The sequence below is a fragment of the Bizionia sp. M204 genome (genome assembly GCF_023205095.1).
Lineage (GTDB): Bacteria > Bacteroidota > Bacteroidia > Flavobacteriales > Flavobacteriaceae > Algorimicrobium > Algorimicrobium hallyeonense.
In genome coordinates this window covers 827,686-848,306 of the sequence record NZ_CP046242.1, presented here as the reverse complement: position 1 = coordinate 848,306, position 20,621 = coordinate 827,686, and the positions used below count along the sequence as shown (strand labels likewise).

The 20,621-nt window shown below is 32.0% G+C and carries 19 protein-coding genes and 1 other RNA gene; 10 read left to right on the top strand and 10 right to left on the bottom strand.

Translation table 11 applies throughout. The features are described 5' to 3' along the window. Positions 1-6 precede the first annotated feature (6 nt). The 6 genes from GMA17_RS03800 to GMA17_RS03775 form a co-directional block, all read right to left on the bottom strand. The gene (locus GMA17_RS03800; protein WP_248399299.1) at positions 7-555 is read right to left on the bottom strand and encodes a 1-acyl-sn-glycerol-3-phosphate acyltransferase; all 549 of its coding nucleotides are present in this window, start codon (positions 553-555) and stop codon (positions 7-9) included. A gap of 1 nt (position 556) precedes the next feature. Next, on the bottom strand, positions 557-1,639 hold the full coding sequence (locus GMA17_RS03795; RefSeq protein ID WP_248399297.1) for an iron-containing alcohol dehydrogenase family protein: 1,083 nt from the start codon (positions 1,637-1,639) through the stop codon (positions 557-559). 129 nt (positions 1,640-1,768) lie between these two features. Beyond that, a complete protein-coding gene (locus GMA17_RS03790) occupies positions 1,769-2,473 on the bottom strand; it encodes an HAD family hydrolase (protein ID WP_248399295.1) in 705 nt (234 codons plus the stop codon). After that, positions 2,464-3,195: a 3-deoxy-manno-octulosonate cytidylyltransferase gene (kdsB, locus tag GMA17_RS03785; RefSeq protein ID WP_248399293.1), complete on the bottom strand. Its 732-nt coding sequence runs from the start codon at positions 3,193-3,195 to the stop codon at positions 2,464-2,466. Before kdsB ends, GMA17_RS03790 begins: the two co-directional genes overlap by 10 nt. A gap of 137 nt (positions 3,196-3,332) precedes the next feature. Then, positions 3,333-3,899 carry a DUF4126 domain-containing protein gene (locus GMA17_RS03780; RefSeq protein WP_248399291.1) on the bottom strand — a complete coding sequence of 189 codons (567 nt, stop codon included), beginning with the start codon at positions 3,897-3,899 and terminating at the stop codon, positions 3,333-3,335. Positions 3,900-3,910: 11 nt separating this feature from the next. Continuing rightward, on the bottom strand, positions 3,911-5,335 hold the full coding sequence (locus GMA17_RS03775; RefSeq protein WP_248399289.1) for an ATP-dependent RecD-like DNA helicase: 1,425 nt from the start codon (positions 5,333-5,335) through the stop codon (positions 3,911-3,913). 121 nt (positions 5,336-5,456) lie between these two features. On the opposite strand from GMA17_RS03775, the gene GMA17_RS03770 reads away from it, so the two are divergent. The 3 genes from GMA17_RS03770 to GMA17_RS03760 are packed head-to-tail and all read left to right on the top strand — an operon-like array spanning position 5,457 to position 7,556. Then, entirely contained in the window at positions 5,457-6,197 is a 741-nt protein-coding gene (locus GMA17_RS03770; protein WP_248399287.1) for a hypothetical protein, read from the top strand. After that, positions 6,181-7,002 (top strand): DUF3822 family protein, encoded by an 822-nt coding sequence (locus tag GMA17_RS03765; RefSeq protein ID WP_248399285.1) that lies wholly within the window; start codon positions 6,181-6,183, stop codon positions 7,000-7,002. Before GMA17_RS03770 ends, GMA17_RS03765 begins: the two co-directional genes overlap by 17 nt. Beyond that, positions 7,002-7,556 carry an RsmD family RNA methyltransferase gene (locus GMA17_RS03760; protein ID WP_248399283.1) on the top strand — a complete coding sequence of 185 codons (555 nt, stop codon included), beginning with the start codon at positions 7,002-7,004 and terminating at the stop codon, positions 7,554-7,556. Before GMA17_RS03765 ends, GMA17_RS03760 begins: the two co-directional genes overlap by 1 nt. 66 nt (positions 7,557-7,622) lie before the next feature. On the opposite strand, the gene rnpB is transcribed toward GMA17_RS03760, so the two are convergent. The 4 genes from rnpB to GMA17_RS03740 all read right to left on the bottom strand — a co-directional run bounded on the left by rnpB (position 7,623) and on the right by GMA17_RS03740 (position 10,413). Next, positions 7,623-7,942, bottom strand: an RNA gene (rnpB, locus tag GMA17_RS03755) — RNase P RNA component class A. A 174-nt stretch (positions 7,943-8,116) separates the two neighbouring features. Then, positions 8,117-8,923, bottom strand: coding sequence for an aldo/keto reductase (locus tag GMA17_RS03750; protein ID WP_248399281.1), 807 nt, complete (start codon positions 8,921-8,923; stop codon positions 8,117-8,119). 190 nt (positions 8,924-9,113) lie between these two features. After that, complete coding sequence (locus tag GMA17_RS03745) at positions 9,114-9,581, bottom strand: DinB family protein (RefSeq protein ID WP_248399279.1); 468 nt, start codon at positions 9,579-9,581, stop codon at positions 9,114-9,116. Positions 9,582-9,765: 184 nt separating this feature from the next. Beyond that, on the bottom strand, positions 9,766-10,413 hold the full coding sequence (locus tag GMA17_RS03740; protein WP_248399277.1) for a hypothetical protein: 648 nt from the start codon (positions 10,411-10,413) through the stop codon (positions 9,766-9,768). 313 nt (positions 10,414-10,726) lie between these two features. Between GMA17_RS03740 and GMA17_RS03735 the strand changes: the two genes are divergently transcribed. The 7 genes from GMA17_RS03735 to GMA17_RS03705 all read left to right on the top strand — a co-directional run bounded on the left by GMA17_RS03735 (position 10,727) and on the right by GMA17_RS03705 (position 20,620). After that, a complete protein-coding gene (locus tag GMA17_RS03735) occupies positions 10,727-11,944 on the top strand; it encodes a site-specific integrase (protein ID WP_248399275.1) in 1,218 nt (405 codons plus the stop codon). A gap of 1 nt (position 11,945) precedes the next feature. Continuing rightward, the gene (locus GMA17_RS03730) at positions 11,946-14,249 is read left to right on the top strand and encodes a hypothetical protein (protein ID WP_248399273.1); all 2,304 of its coding nucleotides are present in this window, start codon (positions 11,946-11,948) and stop codon (positions 14,247-14,249) included. 92 nt (positions 14,250-14,341) lie between these two features. Further along, the gene (locus GMA17_RS03725) at positions 14,342-14,647 is read left to right on the top strand and encodes a helix-turn-helix domain-containing protein (RefSeq protein WP_248399271.1); all 306 of its coding nucleotides are present in this window, start codon (positions 14,342-14,344) and stop codon (positions 14,645-14,647) included. A gap of 5 nt (positions 14,648-14,652) precedes the next feature. Then, the gene (locus GMA17_RS03720; RefSeq protein ID WP_248399269.1) at positions 14,653-16,869 is read left to right on the top strand and encodes a DUF3987 domain-containing protein; all 2,217 of its coding nucleotides are present in this window, start codon (positions 14,653-14,655) and stop codon (positions 16,867-16,869) included. Positions 16,870-16,990: 121 nt separating this feature from the next. Continuing rightward, entirely contained in the window at positions 16,991-17,185 is a 195-nt protein-coding gene (locus GMA17_RS03715; protein WP_248399267.1) for a helix-turn-helix domain-containing protein, read from the top strand. A gap of 4 nt (positions 17,186-17,189) precedes the next feature. Beyond that, the gene (locus GMA17_RS03710) at positions 17,190-19,283 is read left to right on the top strand and encodes a class I SAM-dependent DNA methyltransferase (protein ID WP_248399265.1); all 2,094 of its coding nucleotides are present in this window, start codon (positions 17,190-17,192) and stop codon (positions 19,281-19,283) included. Next, complete coding sequence (locus tag GMA17_RS03705) at positions 19,283-20,620, top strand: restriction endonuclease subunit S (protein WP_248399263.1); 1,338 nt, start codon at positions 19,283-19,285, stop codon at positions 20,618-20,620. The genes GMA17_RS03710 and GMA17_RS03705 overlap by 1 nt, the downstream gene beginning before the upstream one ends. Position 20,621 lies beyond the last annotated feature (1 nt).

The window sequence follows — 20,621 nt, the reverse complement described above, 5'->3', positions numbered from 1 at the left end:
TTTATTTTAAGAATACGCAGCCACTTTCCCTTCCACGCCTTCAAAAAAGGCTTTCATAAATTTGAAATCTGCTCCCAAATCGTCTGTAGGATAAAAAGGCTCGGATATCTTATTTTGCTTGTTCTTGAAGTCTAATGTAAACATGATTATCGGCACGTTGGCAGCTTTGGCAATGTAGTAAAAGCCAGTTCGCCATTCGGTTACTTTTTTTCGCGTGCCCTCGGGAGCTAGCGCTAATCGAAACTCATCACGTTCATTAAATAATTGTGCAATAGCCTCTACCTTATTTTGTTTATTTCCGCGATCTATTGGTGCCCCTCCAATGGCTTTTAAATACCAACCTATGGGACCTATAAATAATTCTTTTTTGGCTATGAAATTAGATTTTACATGAGCCACTTGCCGTAATAACACACCTATATAAAAATCATGCCAACTGGTATGTGGCACAGCAATAAGAACGGCCTTTTTTACAGTATCTTGAGAGAACGTTACATTCCCTGTAATACGCCAACCTATAATTTTAAAATAAATAAATTTAGCTAACCTGCGCATATTACATTTTAGAATATAGGTCTCTTAATTTTTCGCGGGTCATTACTTTTTGCCAGTTTTTACCAATGGCGTTTTCCCATAACGGCTCTAAACTTAAAGCAACATCAATCATTATATTAAACTGTTCATCTGTTAAATTTGCACAAATTCCTTGAGGAATGGTTATGTTGTGTTTAGCGCGCATTTTTTTATACATGGCAACACCTTCTGGGTAGTATTCTTCTAAATGTTCAAAAACAATACAATTTCCAACACCGTGTTTAACCCCTAGCAAATAACCTAAACCATAACTCATAGCATGGGCCACACCAACTTGTGAATAGGCAATACTCATGCCGCCATGCCAGGAAGCCATCATTAATTTATCAGCAGCCTCTTTTTCGTCCAATGTATCTTCTAGAAAAATTTCTATACAAAGCTCTAATGCCTTTTCGCCATAACTTTCGCTAAAGGCATTTAAATAGGTTCCTTTTAGGGATTCTATACAGTGTACATAACAGTCCATTCCTGTATAAAACCATTGGTCTTTAGGTACGCCTTTGGTTAATTCTGGATCCAGAATAACTTGATCAAAAGGTGTATAATCACTATTGATTCCTAATTTTCTAACAGGTCCTGTTAAAATGGTTGTTCTAGAAACTTCGGCACCTGTTCCGGAAATAGTAGGAATACCTACGTGGTAAATGGCCGGATTTTTAACCAAATCCCAACCTTGATAATCTTTGGATTCTCCCTCATTTGTAATCATAATCGCAACAGCTTTAGCCATATCCATAACGGTTCCGCCACCAATACCAATAATTCCTGAAGGACGTTGTTTACAGGTAAGTATAATTTCTTCAACCAAGGCATCTACTTGCGTGGTTTTAGGTTCTTCTTCAGCAGAAATAAAAATAACGCGATCATCATAAGCTAATGGAATACGTCCTGATAGCGTTGCTTTTTTCTCAAAAACATCATCAACTAAAAAAATAAATGGTGCGGAAACACTTAATCGCTTGGGTGCAATGATATCCTCTAACTGACTAAAACTTCCTCGACCAAAAACAACTCGAGACACCATTGGGTAATTCTTGTAACTCATGTAATATTGTTCTGAAACAGCTTATCAAAAGGGACTTATTTGACGCACTGTTTAATTAATCTTTCCTTATTTATTCTGCTATAAATTTCAATTGATAAATATCGCTATAATTATTGAAATCCACAGACACTATTGCAACAATTCCAGTAATTCATTCAAACTTTTAACTGTTTTATAAGCTTTTCCGTTCGTTTCATTCTCGGTAACTTGCTCATGAATCCACGTGGTATGAAAAGGCACATGAATAGCATGTGCTTTTAAATTTACCAAGGGCAATATATCCGACCTTAATGAATTTCCTATCATTAAAAACTGGGATGGTGTAATATCCAAATGGTTTAAAAGCCTGGAATAATTGGCTTCTTTTTTATCACTTAATACTTCAATATGGTGAAAATAATCTAGCAAACCTGATTTTTCTAATTTTCGCTCTTGGTCTAATAAATCACCTTTGGTAGCTAGAATTAATTTGTATTTTTTTGATAATTCTTTTAATACATTCTCAACACCATCCAACAATTCAATAGGTTTCTCCAGCATATCTTTTCCTATATCCAAAATAGCTTGGGTGGTTTTAGCCGATACATTATTGTTAGATAATTCAATAGCTGTTTCTACCATGGACAATACAAAACCTTTAATACCATACCCATAAAGCGGCAAATTTCTTATATGCGCTTTACATAGTTCTTGGTCTATTTTATTTAAGGTTTCATAAGGCGATAATAGTTTTCCAAAGGCTACTTCGGCATCCCGAAAATAGGTTTCATTAACCCAAAGCGTATCATCCGCATCAAAGCCTATTACGTGTATGTTATTATAATTTATTTCCACAGCTTGTTGGCTAATTCCAAATCTTCAGGTGTATCAATTTCAACACCTTGAACATCGGTTTCTACCATTTTTATTTTTTTACTATATTCTAAATATCGGATGCACTCAATTTTTTCAGACGCTTCCAACGGCAACATGGGTAAACGGTAAAAATCTAAAAGTGCTTGACGCCTAAACGCATACACTCCTTTATGTTTGTAGTATTTAACGGCTACATCCTTGCCTCTTGGAAACGGAATGGGGCTTCTAGAAAAGTATAAAGCAAAATTATTATTATCAACAATAACTTTAACGGTATTGGGGTTAGTAATCTCCTCCCATTCATGAATATGAACCATTAAAGATGCTAAATCAATTTCTTTTAGTGGATCATCGTTAAAGACAGCAATTAGTTTTTTAAGCGAAGCGACTTCGGTAAAAGGCTCATCACCTTGCACATTAACCACAATATCTACATCGTCCATAAACTCGATAGCTTCGGCAATTCTGTCGCTTCCACATTCGTGTTCTTTTTTGCTCATAATAGCTTTTCCGCCATTATTTACAATTTCATTATAAATAATTTCACTATCCGTAACCACAAAAACGTCATCAAATAATTGGGTATTAACGGTGGCTTCGTAGGTTCGTAAAATCACCGTTTTGCCTGCTAAATCTTGCATGAGCTTACCTGGAAATCGGGAAGCTTTGTAACGTGCAGGAATCATGGAAATTATTTTCATGTGTTCTTTTTATAACTTAAATATGAACCAAGCAGATCATTAATAATCATTTCTTGGCATGCTAAAACTTTCAGCATGGTAGCTTCATATTAAAATAGTAATTAATAGTTTCAAAAATAGGATATTTTAACCTGATTTCAGGGTTTAGAGGTCCTAAACTTTTTAAAAATTTTGAATGATAGACCTAAAATAACAAGGACTAAAATTAACGCTAATACCGGCAATACAAGAGAAATGATTGTCATAAAAACGGCCATAACGGTTTCAATAGTAGAAACGATAGGATTAGCAAAACCTGCCGAAGTTGCTGTGGAGGCTAATCGTGTTGCGCTAGACGTACTAGCAATAGCTGTTGCTGACCCACCGCCTGCAATAATGGCTAATGACCAGGTTACAACAGGATTTAAATCTATAGTGGTAGAAACCACAATGGCTGTTCCGGCAATGGCTGCTAAAGGAATGGCTATGGTATCCAATAAGTTATCCAAGAATGGAATGTAGTAGGCAAATATTTCAAACAATGTGGCCACACCAAAGGTAATAACAGCCGTTAAACTGCCTAACCACAGCCAGGAGCTGTTTAGTTCTAAAACATTAAAATACGCCGACAAACTTAAAGCAAATAAAGGCACAAAAACCCGAAACCCAACCGACGCGGCTAATCCGATACCCAAAAATATGCTTAATATGGTTTCTAATGTCATGGCGTACCGTTTTATTCTTGAAAAAATTCATCTTTAAAACCAATAAGATACAACTTTTCTTTAGCTCTGGTAATAGCTGTGTATAACCAACGTAAGTAATCTAGCGTTATGCCATCTGGTAAATACGGTTGCTCCACGAAAACCGTGCTCCACTGACCACCTTGCGATTTATGACAGGTAATAGCATAGGAAAACTTAACTTGTAAGGCATTGAAATACTTGTTGTTCTTAACGCCTAAAAACTTTTTATAACCACTGGTTTCATGCTCATAATCTTTCATCACTTCTTGATACAAACGGTTAGAATCTTCATATGGCAATGATGGTGTTTCTGCAGAAATGGTGTCTAGCATTAAAACGGTTTCAAAAGGTGTCATTCGCGGATAATCTACCATACGGATTTTTACTTCCGCAAAGCGAAAACCATATAAATCGATGATTCTAAAAATCTCTAAAATTTCAATAATATCACCATTGGCAATAAAACCCGCATCGGAATTTGGTTTTACCCAATAGTAATTATTTTTAACAACCATTAAGAAATCACCTGCCGATAATTCATTCTCATTAAAAAGTATCCGATTCCTAATTTGTTCATTATACAAATTTGCACGCTTATTACTTCTTACAATAAATGCCGTTTCCTCATTTCCCATTTCGCTATACGAATCGTTAATGGCATCCATAATTTCCTGACCATCCGTAAGCCTAACAATATCTTTAAATCCTCTTAAATCAAATTGAAAGCTCTCTAAAAAGGACTCGTCCATCATTTCACGCAGACTTGTAGCATTTACCAAGATACCAGAATCTTGTTCTTGACGCATGACTTCATCCAATTCCATTTTAGTCACCGTTTTATTATAGGTTAGCTCCAAAATATTTGCATCCAAAGCGGGACTTAATTCCAGTTTTACTGGTGGTAATTGGGCTGTATCTCCAATAAGCAATAATTTACAGTGATGACCAGAGTATACATAACTCATTAAATCATCTAATAAGGAACTGGCGCCGGAAAATTTTGAATCGCTTGGCGCATCAGGAATCATGGAGGCTTCATCCACAATAAAGATGGTGTTTTTATGCTTATTGGGTTGCATGACAAATTTTACGCCTCCTCCTTTTTCTTTTTTAGGGAAATAAATCTTTTTATGAATGGTAAACGCTTCTTTCTTGGAATAATTGGAGATAACTTTGGCCGCACGACCCGTTGGTGCCAACAATACGGCACTTTTTTTAGCCTTCCATAAATTGGACACAACCGTACCAATAATGGTTGTTTTTCCAGTTCCGGCGTATCCTTTAAGCAGATACAAGTCATTTTTCTTTTCTGAAAAAATAAATTCTGATAATTGCTGTAAAACAATGTCCTGTTTTAGGGTTGGTTGAAAGGGAAACTGTTGTTTTACAAGCGAATAAAATTCGTTAGAATTCATTAATACAGTGGGTTTTTAAAATTTAAGACAAAGATAACAATGATTTTTAGCCTCATTGGCTTTTACGATTAAAAAAAAATTGTAGATTTGCGTACAACCTTAATTCATTTAATTAAAAACTATGTTAACAATAATTCTAATTGTAGTTGCGGTAATCCTTCTAACCATTGGTTTAGTTTGGCTTGTAGATAAATTTATACCGTCAAAATTTAAACCTGTACTAATTGTATTACTTTGGGTTCTTATTGGCTTTTTAGGGTATCAAACATTTATGTCTGTTTACAAACCTATCCAATTCAACAAAGAAAAAGATAAGCGATACGCACAAGTTATTGAGCGTTTAATTGATATTCGTGATGCACAGTTAGCTCATAGACAAGTAACTGGTGTTTTTGCGCCTAATTTTGATAACTTATTAAAATTTATTGACTCGGCTAAATATACCATTACACAACGTCGTGATACTTTAGTTTTAGATGTGGCCATGACAAAACGTTATGGTGGTGTGGAAACAATGAAAGATAGTACTATAATTGATACCTTAAACTTTGTGCCAGTTAGAGATTCGCTATTTGGAAATTCTACACGTTACAAAGACATGATGAATGTTCCTGTAGGAAAAGAAGGTGTAAAATTTGAAATGAACGCCGGATTTTTAGAAACTGACGATGTTAAAATTCCAGTATTTGAAGCGTTTGTTAAAAAAGCAGTAGTTTTAGATGACCAAGATCGTGATTTAATTCTTCAAGAAAACGAAGTTATCTCGGTTGATGCTGTGAATGGTGATGCTATTCGTGTTGGATCTATGACAGAAGTTAAAACAAACGGTAACTGGCCAAAAACTTATGGCGCTAACGAGTAATAACAAACATATTATAAGTAATAAGAACTTGTCCATTCAAATTAGTTTGAATGGACTTTCTTTTTGTGTTTTGAATACAGAAAGCAATACCGTTGTATTTCTAAAAGAAATATCTACCGAGAAACGCGAAACGCCTTATAAAATCCTCGATTTATTAATTGACGCTTTTGAAACCGAAAAGGCCCTTCAAACCGCATTTAATGATATTCAGGTTATTCATGAAAATGAATTAGCAACCTTGGTTCCAGACGAACTGTTTCAAGAGGAAAATTTGGCCGATTATTTAAAATTCAATTCTAAAATATTACGATCGGATTTCATTAGTTTTGATAAAATAGACCGGAATAATAGTGTTAATGTTTACGTGCCTTATGTAAATATCAACAATTATATTTATGAGCAGTTTGGTGCGTTTTCATATAAACATTTTTCCACCGTTTTAATCCAACAAATTTTAGAACAAGAACAAGCAGAAACAGATACCAAAATGTATGTGCATGTTCAGAATACACATTTTGAAATTGTAGTAGTAAAACAAGGCAAGCTCCTACTCTACAATAGTTTTGAATACGCTACCAAGGAAGATTTTATTTATTATGTTCTATTTACAGCCGAGCAATTACAACTCAATCCAGACAGCTTCATTCTCCTGTTTTTAGGCAAGGTTACAGATAATGATGAGTTGCATAGTATTGCTTACAAATACATTAGGCATATTCGCTTTGCCAAGCGCAACGACACGTTTAAATATTTAGAAAAACCGAAAAGCAATCATGCTTTTTTCACATTAATACACAGTTTATAATGCGCATTGTATCAGGTCAATTTAAAGGCCGAAGAATTACAGCTCCTAAAAAATTACCTGTTCGTCCAACCACTGATATGGCAAAAGAAGCCTTGTTTAATATTTTAAACAACCTGTATTATTTTGATTCCGTTTCGGTGTTGGATTTGTTTTCAGGAACCGGAAATATCAGTTACGAATTTGCATCTCGAGGCACGGAACACATTACAGCAGTTGATGAAAATTTTGGTTGTATCAAATTTATAAATGAAACAGCAGATAGTTTTGAAATGACTATAAACACCATTAAAAGTGATGTGTTTACATATTTAGAAAAAGCCAAAACGCCATTCACCATCATTTTTGCCGATCCACCTTATGATTTTCCTTTAGAAGAATTCAGCAAAATTCCAGACTTGGTATTTAAAAACAATTTATTAGAATCCAATGGTGTGCTCATTGTAGAACACTCCAAACACACCAAACTTTCCGAATTAGAACATTACAGCCATTCCAAAAGTTATGGTGGCAATATGTTTAGCTTTTTTCAAATAGCGTCTGACGAGGAAGAATAATGGTTAAAACAGACTAAACCAAACAGCATATAAAAGCAAAGCTCCTTGAAAATCAAGGAGCTTGTTTGTGTTAGTAAATCTATAAGCCGAATTCTGTACTCTTGAATTAAAAATTAAAAAGCCCTTATCATTTATCTGGATGCATTGTTACCAATACATTCTAGCTGCCTACCCTCCAACAATCGCACGTGCCGCGCTCAAACGTTGGTATACATGACATTGCACCACATAGAGTTTACCTGGTTTCACTACAGCATGACCTGTACATACTTTCTGTTGCACTTTTCCTAACCTCACGGCTGGTGGCTGTTAGCCACTATGTTTGCACTCTGGTGTTCGGACTTTCCTCCCCGAAATATATTCGGAACGATAAGGCGATTTACTTGGGTGCAAAATTACGATAAAGTCCTTTAGGTTTCTAAATGACGATGTGTTTTATTTTAAAAATTTATTGGACGTTTATTACTAGCTACTTCGGGATAGGAAATTTGGAAGGAGCTCTGTAAGTAGGCTGGAATTTGAAATAAACGATATGCGTCTTAAATTAGGTGGCGTTTTTTTTAATTTTTCACATCCAATACCTCTGGCCAATTGTTAGGCAATTCTCCGCTAAAACCCATTTCTGGAAGTTCATTTATTTGCTTCATTTCAGCTTCTGATAATTTAAAATCAAAAATATTGATATTATCTTCAATTCGTTTTAATGTATTTGATTTCGGGATGACGATGGTTTCATGTTGCGTTATCCATCTTAAACAAATTTGAGCTACAGATTTATTGTGTTTTCTAGCTATAGATTGTAATAGTTCATTTCCAAAGACTTTTCCTCTGGCTAAAGGCGACCAAGATTCAACTGCAATGGTATTCTTTTTACAAAACTTTACCAATTCTGATTGCCAATAACCAGGATGAAACTCAATTTGATTGATAGCAGGAATTATATTTGCAGTTTGAAAAAGTGCCTCTAAATGTTCTTGCCAAAAATTGCTTACGCCAATGGATTTTATTTTTCCGTCAGCTTGTAACTCCTCCATAGCACGCCAACTATCGGCATTTGTTTTTTGCCAATCCTTATAATTTTTTGCATTGGCAGGCCAATGGATTAAATACAAGTCAGTGTAATCCAAACCAAGTTTTTTAAGTGATATGTTAAAAGCTTTTTTAGCTTCTTCATAACCTAAATTTTCACGCCATAATTTTGTGGTTATGATAATTTCTTTTCTATCGACTCCACTTTCATTTATTGCTTTTCCAACTTCTTTTTCATTATCATACTTGGCGGCTGTATAAAACATTCTGCAACCTATATTCAAAGCATTCTTTATAGATTGAATACCTTCTTTTTTTTGTAGATTTGTATGTTCCAAAACCTAGAATTGGTAATTTATTTCCGTCGTTTAATACTATTTCCTTCATACTGTTTCTAACGTTTTTAATATAGTTGTTAACGGTAATGTTTAAGAATAATAGGGGTTGAATGTGAAATTTTCCTGCTAAAAATAAGACGTAGTAAATTTGCTACCACCAAATAATTGAACTAAAATAAGTACTGTTTTTTTAATCCCAAATTTCAGGTCTATTAATTTTCATTGCTCTTAAATACGAAAGGAATTGTCCTGCGTGTACAGATTCGTGATAACCAATCCGTAACAGATAATTTCCAAGGTTTTTCTTACTTCCATTTCCAGGGTGAACAATTTCAATTTCGCTTAACTCTTGATCCGAAAATTGTTTAACACTTTCTAAAAATATGTTTCTATAAGGTTCGGCAAAATCAAGTTCGTCATTAACGCTAATAAATGGCCTATTCTTCCAAGGTGTTTTATAACTTTTCATACTCCCATTATTAATTATAATATTCCACCCATAATCAGCTTCTAAAACGTGTCGAATCATTTCTATTGCAGTCATTGCTTCTTCGTCAGGTTTCCAATTATAATAGTTTTTAGGAAGTGCTTTCCAAAGTTTGAGGCTTTTTCTCCTAATTTCTTTAAAATTTAAAATTATGAATTCAGATTGGGTCATTTTCTATTTTTTTATAATGTACGTCATACTGAAGCAAAACGGTCTCGTATAACCGTCAGTTACGGCCAAGTTAGCGAAAATATTCGGTTTTAGAACTGACCTTAGCAATTACCGAGTGGATTCGGACGCAGTCGAATCCGCCGTAATTGCGGTTATACATTGTTGTGCATAGTGTTTTTATTTTTTAGGACATCCTAAAGTTGATTTCAGACAAGATTACCCATTTTCCATTTTTCTTTTCAAAGACTACCATATTTCCCGAGCCACAAAGTCCACCACAATGATGTTCATAGAACACAGTAGCAAAATTTTTATAGTATTTTACTTTTGAAAATTCAATAACGCTTCTTGTCCCGTATTTTTTCTTAATCCGTTTCCAAGCTTTGTCAATTCGCTTAAATTTTTTTCCGAAATAGGAATAGTATTTTTCTGAAGTTATGATTTGAATATTTAATCTGTCAGTTTTAAGTAATTCTGCATTCAATTTTGGGTGATTAATGAAATCAGTCGTAAATTCTTTAATTGCGTTTTTTAATTCTTTGTCATTTTTTATTCTATTTACAAATTCCTCATTTCTGTATGTTTGGGTATAAAGAAAATTATAAGCCCAATCCGGAATACTGTCAGCTGTAAAATCCGCTACAATATCAAATTCGGGCGGAAATTTTGGAACATACTGTTCAATCAAAATTATTGAGTCAGTTTTATTGTCTATTCCGAATTTAAGTTGTTCTGAAATTACTTTTGAATAAATTTCGTAGTTGTCTTTATCCGTTTGTGAAAAGGATAAATTTGATAGAAATAATATTATTAGAAGTAGTTTTTTCAACATTATGCACAACGGTTTTGTGTATGATTTCGTTGCGTGTTTAAGCAACTAATTTAGCAAATAAATCACAGATAGAAAGTCCGCGAGGACTTTCGTAAGTAGGCTATAACTAGCAATGAATTATACACGGTGTTATATAGATACTTCACTCTCTTTCTTTAAATTACACTAAAACCCTTTAAATACAGTACATTAGAGATTTTGACTAAAGTAATATAATGCAACAAAATGCGCTATAATGCTTGTTTTGTTGTACCTATTGTTGTACCTTGGTACTCGGTTGCATCGCTTTGCACACCTTTAAAAACAGTACTTTATGTCTTCAATAAAACTAATTTTAAGAAATAACAAAGTAGATAAAGCAGGCGAAGCACCTCTTTATTTAAGAGTTATCAAAGACCGTAAAACTAAATTCATTTCTTTAAGTCTAAAATTAAAGCCTAATGAATGGGATGAAGATAAGCAAAAAGTAAAGAAGAATCACAGTAATTCAACAAGACTAAATGCTTACATATCTCAAAAGGTAGCTGATGCAAAAGGTGAAATTGCAGACCTTGAAAGAAGGAACCAATCTACAACTGCAAGAAAGCTAAAAGAGGCCATAAAAGGTAAACCCTTAACAAACTTCTTTGATTATTCAGATAATCGGTGTGAGAAGCTAAAAGACACTTTAGCTTACTCAACTTACAAAAACTATAAAACCTATTTAAAGAAGTTTGAAAAGTTTGTAGGGCATCGTGAATTAATGTTTGAAGATATTACAGTAACCACGCTAAAGGATTACGCATCTTATTGCAGCTCTACTTTAGGCAACAACAATACAACTATAAATTTTTCTTTAAAGATTATGAAGATTATGTTTAAGGAAGCACAAAGAGAAGATTTAATACCTTTGGATTTATTTCCTTTTAACAAGTTCACAGTAAAGAAAGAAAAGAGTACAAAACGCTATCTAACTGCGGTACAATTTAAAGCTTTTATGAATTTGGAAGTTTCAAATAAAGATAAAGCGCAGATTATAAAAGATATGTTTATTTTTTCAGTCTTTGCAGGTGGTTTAAGATTTGGGGATATGCTGGAGCTTAAATGGAAAAACTACGATAAAGTAAACGGAAGAATAACAAAAATCATCAGAAAGACTAACAGACAGCACAGCGTTAAAATAGGTCAAAAAGCAGTTGAGATATTAGAGAGGTATCAACAAAAAGACCAGAAGCAAGAAGATATAATTTTCCCTTTTGCAAATATTGATAAAACATATTTTACTGATAAAGAGCATAGAAATTTAATAACAGGTAGAGCAATAGCATTAAGTAATATGTATTTGAGAAAAATAGGCAAACGTTTAGAATTACCTTTTAATTTATCGTTTCATATAAGTAGGCATACTTTTGCTACCAGAGCGTTAAATAATGGAATGAGAATAGAACACGTATCTAAATTAATGGACCATTCAGATATTGGTATTACACAAGTTTATGCAAAAATTATAAGTAGTGAGTTAGATAATGCGGTAGATAAATACATCAATTAATATGGGTGAATTTTCAAAAATAGAAATCAAAATATTAGACCGTTTAACAGAAGTTATAGATGGTAGATTAGAATCAATTAGCTATGATAATAGCGAAAAGGACAGAATGCTTTATTCTACCTGTATTAATGATGATGAAAAAGACAAGTTAACCAAAAGGGAAATAAAGAAACTGCAAAAGAAAATATCAAAATGTAACTCAAATGTTGCCGGATATATTTCTGCTTTTCTAAATAAATATGAATTAGAACAACACGAAGGAGATTTTTATAGCTACCGTGAGCGTATTTGCAGGAATTTCATAAGTAATTATTACGAAGGCATTGAACTACTTGCAGAGGAATATCTAACAGCTGAAAAAGTAGAGCAAGAAGATGAAATGTATTTTGAAGCTGTTTTAAATGATGAGCTTTATAGTTTTGATAAAAACGAAATAGAAGATTTTATAAAATATATGGCATTAGCTGAAAGGCTATCAAAGTTTAAAAGCATATTAGAATCAGTAGAAGAAGAAAAGAAAAAACCTAAACTGGATGCTATTATTGATAAAATGAAAGCTGAAGTTAAGGAAAGGGATTCAAAAAAAATTAACGACGAATTATCGGCTACTTTAGATAATTTAAGAGGTCAACTCATCAGTAATTTACAGTTGTATAACCTTATTAAAAATATTACCAATTTAGAAAAAGATGCTTTAGAGTATTTAAAAGAGGATATAGGTTGGTATTTATGGAGTATGAAAACAGCCCAGGAATGTTTTTATTCTAAAGAAGAAACCGATAGAGCGTATAAAAAAATAGAAGAAAAACACACTAAAGAGAAACAATTAGAGCTTGGATATTTAAGGAAAACAAAAACTTTTTTTGATGTTGAATATGAAGATCCAGAAGAACCGATTTATATTGATAAAGAAAAACTTCTGTTTCCTAATGAATTTACATCTATCAAAGAATTAATCACAATAATTGATAAAGAATTAAATAAGTTAGAATCTATAAGTGTTGAAAATAAAACTAAAAACGTTAAACCAGATATGTACAATCAATACAAGAATGATAAAAACGAAGAAGTTTTGTTAGTAGAGGAGTTAGAAAAGCGTTTAGCGATTGAATCAGTTGAGTACAAGAAGAATTGCGACGACCTTTGGGAAACCTATACTTTCGACCCCAAGTATTTTGATACATACATTTCTGGTGATTTATACAATGTGTTTTTAAAGTCTATTTATGAAAAAATAAAACCTTTAAATGATTTTGAAATTAATAAATATCTAACATTATCGGTAAATCAATTTAAAACACACATACCAGAAAAACGAGCAGAAGCATTTAAAAGAATTTATCACGACACCTATTGGCATCCAAACCAAATGGAGTATAAAGCAAATGAATATGATAATAAGTATGCGATGCACGTTTGGAAACATTACACTAATCATTTTCAAATATTTAAAGAAGCAACTGAAAACGTCTTGCAGGATTTTAAAAAAGGCTTGATAGGTAATAGTAAAAGCCACCAAATAAATGATATGCAATCTGTACCTAAAAAAACAACACTAAATGCATTACCACAAACAGGCCATATAAATCATAGTACAAAAGATATAGTCGAAAAAATAGAAGCTATTAATAAATTTGAATTTCTTCTTGTTTTAGATGATGATAAATTTGAAATAAAAAAATCTTCAGATGAAATACAGCTTCAATACTTCAACTATACAGAAATAATAAATTCATACATCAAAGAAATTTATCTGGATGGTAACGTAGGCTTCTTAAAAAGACTATTAAAAATTATTAATGAATATATAGTTAACTGGGAGAACATAAAAAAAGATGACGATTACTACCTAAATATAAAAATAGAAAACGAAAAATATAGGCATTTAACTGATAATATAGAAGTAAATTATATTACAGACACCAAACTTCATTATCTAAATGAGATTAAACAAAATCTAATTAAACAAATTAATAATAATGGAAAAGAAAAGGTTATTCAAAAGAACTTAAAAGATTTGGTTTCAGAAGAAAAGTTTGTTTATATCTTAAAACTACTTGAAGATTTAAGTGTCACAATAAAGGGTGAATCTACTTTAACACCAAGAAAAAAGGGAGCTTTAAGGGGTGTTGTAGAAGCATTAAGAGATAAAATGATAATACCTAATATTGGCATAGCATCACTTTGTAATATGGTAGCAGAACAAATAGGTTTAGAACTTAAATCTGAATTAGATGCCTCAACAACTTCTGAAAATTATAAAAAACAAACTTTAGAATACATAAAAAACAATCCACTTCACTAAAATACACTAATTATAAGGGTTTTATAAGGGTACACCTATAACAACTTATCATTGAGGCAATCTTGCGGTATAATTTTAAAACATATATCGTAATGGAAGCAATTATTTTAAGTGTACAACAGTACAAAGAATTACTAAATCGTTTAGATGTTCTAAACAAAAAACTCGAAGAAAATCAAAAGTCGCCAGAGGACACTTTTTTAGACAATCAAGAATTTCTACAGCTAATGAATATTAGCAAGCGTACAGCACAGACTTGGAGAGATGATGGCATTGTATCGTTTTCTCAAATAGGCTCAAAAATCTATTACAGAATGAGCGATGTACAAAAGCTTTTAGATAAGAACTACAAAAAAGCTTTTAAAACTAATAGAAGAGATTACACTACAAATATTTAAAACTTATGCAAGCTGTCGTATCAGTCTTTAAAGACTTTGTAAACAAGGTTGAGGATAAGCCTTTGGAAAAAATCCTTAATGATATTAAAACAGGTACTTATAAAACCGAAATAAGCAATATAAGAACCTTATTGACTAATGATAATAAAGAAGAAGCAGATCAACTTAAAAAGCAATTAATTGCTTTTACAGTATCTGGCACTTTTACTAATGGTAGAAGTATTGATAAGGTTGAAGCCTATAGTCAATATGTAATATTAGACATTGATAAACTTTCAGTTTATCAATTACAAGAGGTGATTAATACAACTCGATTAGCACCTTATACTTTGGCATCATTTATAAGCCCAAGTGGTAAAGGCATAAAGATAATCGTAAAAGTAAATACTACTAAAGAGCATCATAAGGAAGCGTATAATCAAGTTGTAGAATATTACGAACAAGCTTTAAATATAGGTATTGATACCTCTGGGAAAGATATATGTCGTTTATGTTTTGTATCGTTTGATGAAGATTGTTTTATAAATAGTAACGCAGATACTTTTGAAGTTGTTATAAAACAAAAGGAAGAAGCACAATTAACAACCTTTGAATTATTAGAACGCTGTGTTAAATTCACAGAACAAAAAGAGCAATATTTTGAAGGGAATAGAAACAATTTTATATTTCTTTTTGCGTCAAACGCCAACAGGTTTGGGATTCAAGAAATAGATACATTAGATTTTTGTAATGTGAATTTCGACTTAAAAGAAAGCGAAATAAAAACATCTGTTCGTAGTGCATATCAAAATAATACACAAGACTTTGCAAAGTTTGCAAAGTTTGCAAACAATGTAAAAGAGAAAGAATTTGAGCCAGAAGCAAAACAAAGTATTGACAACCTTTCACTATTAACATCTACACCCAGTATTCCAGAAAGTGTATTCAATAGCCTTCCTGCATTATTTAGAAAGGGAATCGAAGTTTTAAGAGATAACAGGGAAAAAGATGTATTTCTTACAGGAGCACTTTCAATAATTTCAGGATGCTTACCAAATGTTACAGGCTTGTATAGTGGTAAAGTTGTATTTCCAAATCTGTTTTCTTTTTTATTAGCACCACCAGCTTCAGGTAAAGGTGCTTTAACCTTTGCGAAAATGTTAGCAGATAAATACCATCAAGCGGTAATGTCAGATTCTATAGATGCCGAAAAAGACTTTAACAAAGAAATGGAAGCAATTAAACACGCTAAAAAATACCTAAAAAAAGGTGAAGAAGCACCCGAAGAACCCGAAGAACCACCATTTAAAGTAGTTTTTATTCCTGCCAATACAAGCAACGCAAAAATTATAAAACATTTACAAGATAATGAAGGGTTTGGTATTATTTGCGAAACCGAAGCAGATACATTAGGTCAAACGTTTAAAAATGATTGGGGTTCTTATTCTGATTTATTGCGCAAAGCCTATCATCACGAAAAAATATCAATATCACGAAAAACAAATAATGAGTATTTAGAGATTGATAATCCCAGGCTTTCGGTAGTACTTTCTGGGACACCAAATCAAATTTTAAATATTGTGCAATCTGCCGAAGATGGTCTATTTAGTAGATTTATATTTTACGTTTTTGCTTCAAATCCTGTTTGGTTGGACCCATCGCCAAAATCCAATCCAGTAAACCTAACAGAGCATTTTAAACAGCTTTCAGATTACACGTATAGAATGGTTAGGTTTTTAGATACAACCGTTACCAATATTCATCTTTCAGATGAACAATGGGAAAAATTCAATCCATTGTTTGATGAGTATTTATTTAGAATATACAATTTAGTTAGTCAAGATGCTACAAGTGTAGTAAAACGTTTAGGGTTAATAGTATATCGTTTCTGTATGATATTTACAGCGATGCGTAAATTTGAGCATCAATTGCACGATACCGATTTAGTTTGTACGGATATTGATTTTGAAAACGCACTAATTTTAGCAGATATTTATCTTCAACATAGTTTGTTAGTTTTTAAAAATTTACCAAATCAAGGCGCAACTATAGATTTTAAACCTACATCACCAAAAAACAATTTCTTTAATCAATTACCACAAGAGTTTGAAAGAAAAAAAGCAGTTGAAATAGGAAAAGGTCTAAAAATACAGGAACGTACAGTCGACTACCATTTATCTAAACTCGAAAAAGCAGGCTATCTAACAAAGCCAAAAGCAGGCTATTATATAAAACAGAAATAGGTTGCAAACCTTGCAATCTTTGCAATGTTTACTGTTTTAAAATCATTATAAAAAATATAATGCAATACGTTATATAAATACAAAGTAAAAACTATATATTTAACATTCAATTTTATTCCCTATGAACCGAATTAAAGAAGTACTTGAAGCAAAAGGAATCAAGCAAGTTTGGTTAGCAGAAAAGTTAGGTAAAAGCTTTAATACAGTTAATGGTTATGTTCAAAACAGAAACCAACCAAGTTTAGAGGTGCTGTATGAAATTGCTAATATTTTAAGCGTTAACCCAAAAGAATTATTAGACACAAAAGACAATTAATTATATGAGCCAAAATATACTACAATACGAATCTAAAGTATGGTCAACTGCCGACCTTTTAATAGCATCAGGTATTAAACAATCAGACTTCCCTAAATATATGATGCCCTACTTTGCAATGATAATGTTGGAAAGTAGATTGATACGTCATTACAAGGAATTACTAAAAGATTTTGATGCCGAGACCATTAAGGATATTGATGATGTAAACGACTTTATTGAAGAGTTTAAAGATTACAATATTGGGTACAATGATTTAGTAATTAAAAATCAGAAAACATTAGCTGAAATTTGTAGAAATGACAAAACATTCGACAACGATTTTGATGCTTACTTAAAAGCATTCGACCCTGAAACAAAAGAACTTTTAGGCGTTGATAGAGGGAATACAGAAGAAAAGTATTTAGATATTTCTGGTGTTAGTGGTCAATTACGTAAAAAAGACATTCTTTTTGATACCGTAAAAAAATGGAGTGAAATTGATTTAACACCTTTTAATAACTCTGACATTACTACTTTAGAAGAACATATAAAACGCAAATGGGCAGACATTTCTGCTGAAACTGCTGGAGAACAATATACACCAGATGATATTATCTCTTTAATTTCTGAAATTATTCTTTCTAAAATAAAAGATAACGGAGAGTTTTTAACAATATATGATCCAACGTGTGGCGGAGGAAACTTATTATTCGGTGTAGAAGATAGAATTAAAGAACACTTTAATAGACCTACAAAAACCTATGGTGAGGATTGGAGCGATAGTTTATATGCACTTGCAAAAATAGAAAGTCGTTTTCGTAATGATTCTGATATTCGTTATGGTAACACGCTTACTAATATTTCATTTATAGAAAAGCAATTCGATATTATTGTAGCAAATCCACCTTACGGTGTTGATTGGAAAGGGTATAAAAAAGATATTGAAAATGACACCACAGAACGTTTCCACGCTTTACCTTCTATTTCAGATGGGCAGTTTCTTTTTACACAACATATTTTATCGCAATTAGATACTAAAGGCTTATCCGTAGTAGTACATAACGGTTCTACCTTATTTAGTGGCGATGCTGGTAGTGGTGAAAGTAATATTAGAAAGTATTTCTTTGATAACGATTGGGTAGAAGCAATTATACAAATGCCTACCGATGAATTTTTCAATACAGGTATTTATACTTATTTATGGATTTTTAACAAGAATAAATCTGAAGAACGTAAAGACAAAGTTATCCTGATTGATGGTAGCAAATTCTACGAGCCTTTAAAAAAGAGTAAAGGTAAAAAGCGTAAAGAAATGGTATATGATAACAGAAAAACCATTATTGATGCCTTAACCAATTTTAAAGACACGGAATACGCAAGGGTGTTTGATAAATGGCACTTCTATTTTAATAAACAAGCCATAATGTTAACCAATGTAGATGAAAATGGTTTAACATTAGAAGATAGACTACCTATAAAGAAAAACAAAGCTGGTGAATCTATAAGAGCTAATTCTATAAAATTAAACCCAATTAAGGTTCATCAAAAAATTGAGGATGAAGAAATTGAAATCACAGAGTTTGTTTTAACTGATTTTGATACTACAAGGCACGATTCTTTATTCGATTATTTCAGCAACCATATAAAGCCACTAATAGCAAATTTCGACCAATCCATACCGTATTTAAGTGTAGATACTGAAAAAGCAAATTACTATTTTGATACCGAAAAAGAATCTATAGTAGCGGTTCATAAAAACGGTGCAGATGTAATGGGTAATGGCAAAATTGTCATTAAACCAACCTTTAAAAAGGCTACTAAAATCAGAGAAGCCAGTATTACTATCTCTGTAGAGTTAACACCTGATTACGAGAAAGATTATGAGGTTATACCATATAATCCTATTGAAGTAGAAAACCAACAAGACATTGCCAATTTTATGGCAAAGTACATTACCAAACCATTTAGATATATAGAAAACACAATAGGGGTTGAAATCAATTTTAATAAAGTGTTTTACAAACCTGAAAAATTACGCTCTATAAAAGAAATCGTAATTGATTTAAAAGAGTTGGAAAATAAATTGTCTAATCTGGAGCAAGAATTAGTTTTATAATGGAAAAATATATTAATTATAAAGATTCAGAAATAAAGTGGTTAGGAAATATTCCTGCACATTGGGAAAGCTTTCGATTTATTGATAATGTATTTTTAAGACACGGTTATCAATTTAGAGATTACGATTTCACAAATGACGGTGTACGCATTGTTAAAATATCTCAACTCAATCCTAAAGGTAAGTTAGATTTAACAAAAAGTAGTTTCATAGCTTCTGATAGATTAAAATCTTTTAAATCTATTAGAGTTTATCAAGATGATATATTAATGGCTTTAACTGGTGGCACTATTGGTAAAATAATAAGAGTTGGTCCAATTGATGAACCAATTTTACAAAACTATCGTGTAGGTAACTTTTTCCCAGACAAAAAAAAACTTAATAAAACTTTTTTATTTTTTTTATTGGCAAGTCAAATTACAGAAGAACAAATTAACTATTTATTAAATAGAAATGGGCAACCAAACATAGGTAAGGAAAGTTTTAAAAATATGTTTTTTACTTTGCCACCTCTACCAGAGCAAAATCAAATAGCCAATTATTTAGATGCTAAAACTACAGCAATAGATAAAAAAATAAAGCTATTACAACAAAAAACAAAACATTATAAAAATTACCGTAAAAATCTCATTAATGAGGCTATTACTAAAGGTTTAGATAATGTAGTTAAATTAAAATTTAGTGGTATTGATTGGCTTGGTTCGATACCTGAACATTGGCAGGTTAAGCGATTAAAAGATGTTGGTAAAGCTATAATAGGTATTGTTTATTCACCTTCTGACATAGTGGATCAGGGTGAAGGTATTTTAGTCTTGCGCTCATCTAATATACAAAATGACAAGCCTTGTTTTTTAAACAATGTTTATGTTAACAAGGTTATACCTAAACATCATCTCACAAAAGTAGGTGATATTTTAATTTGCTCAAGAAATGGTAGTAGAAGACTTATAGGTAAAAATATTGTAATCGATGAAAAGACCAAGGATTATACTTTTGGTGCATTTATGACTGTTTTAAGGTCTAAAAATTATCGTTTTTTATCTTATTTTTTTAAATCAATTTTATTTGATTTTCAGTCAGGGGTGTTTATGACATCAACAATTAACCAGTTAACCGTTAGCACATTGTATAAGTTATCTTTCGCTTTTCCGCCATTTCAAGAACAACTACAAATAGCAGATTATTTAGATGATAAAACAGCAACTATTGACAACATTGTAAAAAACATAGAAACTCAAATTTCCACCTTAAAAGAATTACGAAAAACTTTAATTAACGAGGTGGTAACTGGTAAAGTAAAAGTGGTTACATCTACGTCTAACCACCAAAACGGATAAT

Coding starts and splice junctions, on each gene's coding strand:
- GMA17_RS03800 (WP_248399299.1), bottom strand. CDS start 555: ATGCGCAGGTTAGCTAAATTTATTTATTTTAAAATTATAGGTTGGCGT.
- GMA17_RS03795 (WP_248399297.1), bottom strand. CDS start 1,639: ATGAGTTACAAGAATTACCCAATGGTGTCTCGAGTTGTTTTTGGTCGA.
- kdsB (WP_248399293.1), bottom strand. CDS start 3,195: ATGAAAATAATTTCCATGATTCCTGCACGTTACAAAGCTTCCCGATTT.
- GMA17_RS03780 (WP_248399291.1), bottom strand. CDS start 3,899: ATGACATTAGAAACCATATTAAGCATATTTTTGGGTATCGGATTAGCC.
- GMA17_RS03775 (WP_248399289.1), bottom strand. CDS start 5,335: ATGAATTCTAACGAATTTTATTCGCTTGTAAAACAACAGTTTCCCTTT.
- GMA17_RS03770 (WP_248399287.1), top strand. CDS start 5,457: ATGTTAACAATAATTCTAATTGTAGTTGCGGTAATCCTTCTAACCATT.
- GMA17_RS03765 (WP_248399285.1), top strand. CDS start 6,181: ATGGCGCTAACGAGTAATAACAAACATATTATAAGTAATAAGAACTTG.
- GMA17_RS03760 (WP_248399283.1), top strand. CDS start 7,002: ATGCGCATTGTATCAGGTCAATTTAAAGGCCGAAGAATTACAGCTCCT.
- GMA17_RS03745 (WP_248399279.1), bottom strand. CDS start 9,581: ATGACCCAATCTGAATTCATAATTTTAAATTTTAAAGAAATTAGGAGA.
- GMA17_RS03740 (WP_248399277.1), bottom strand. CDS start 10,413: ATGTTGAAAAAACTACTTCTAATAATATTATTTCTATCAAATTTATCC.
- GMA17_RS03735 (WP_248399275.1), top strand. CDS start 10,727: ATGTCTTCAATAAAACTAATTTTAAGAAATAACAAAGTAGATAAAGCA.
- GMA17_RS03730 (WP_248399273.1), top strand. CDS start 11,946: ATGGGTGAATTTTCAAAAATAGAAATCAAAATATTAGACCGTTTAACA.
- GMA17_RS03725 (WP_248399271.1), top strand. CDS start 14,342: ATGGAAGCAATTATTTTAAGTGTACAACAGTACAAAGAATTACTAAAT.
- GMA17_RS03720 (WP_248399269.1), top strand. CDS start 14,653: ATGCAAGCTGTCGTATCAGTCTTTAAAGACTTTGTAAACAAGGTTGAG.
- GMA17_RS03715 (WP_248399267.1), top strand. CDS start 16,991: ATGAACCGAATTAAAGAAGTACTTGAAGCAAAAGGAATCAAGCAAGTT.
- GMA17_RS03710 (WP_248399265.1), top strand. CDS start 17,190: ATGAGCCAAAATATACTACAATACGAATCTAAAGTATGGTCAACTGCC.
- GMA17_RS03705 (WP_248399263.1), top strand. CDS start 19,283: ATGGAAAAATATATTAATTATAAAGATTCAGAAATAAAGTGGTTAGGA.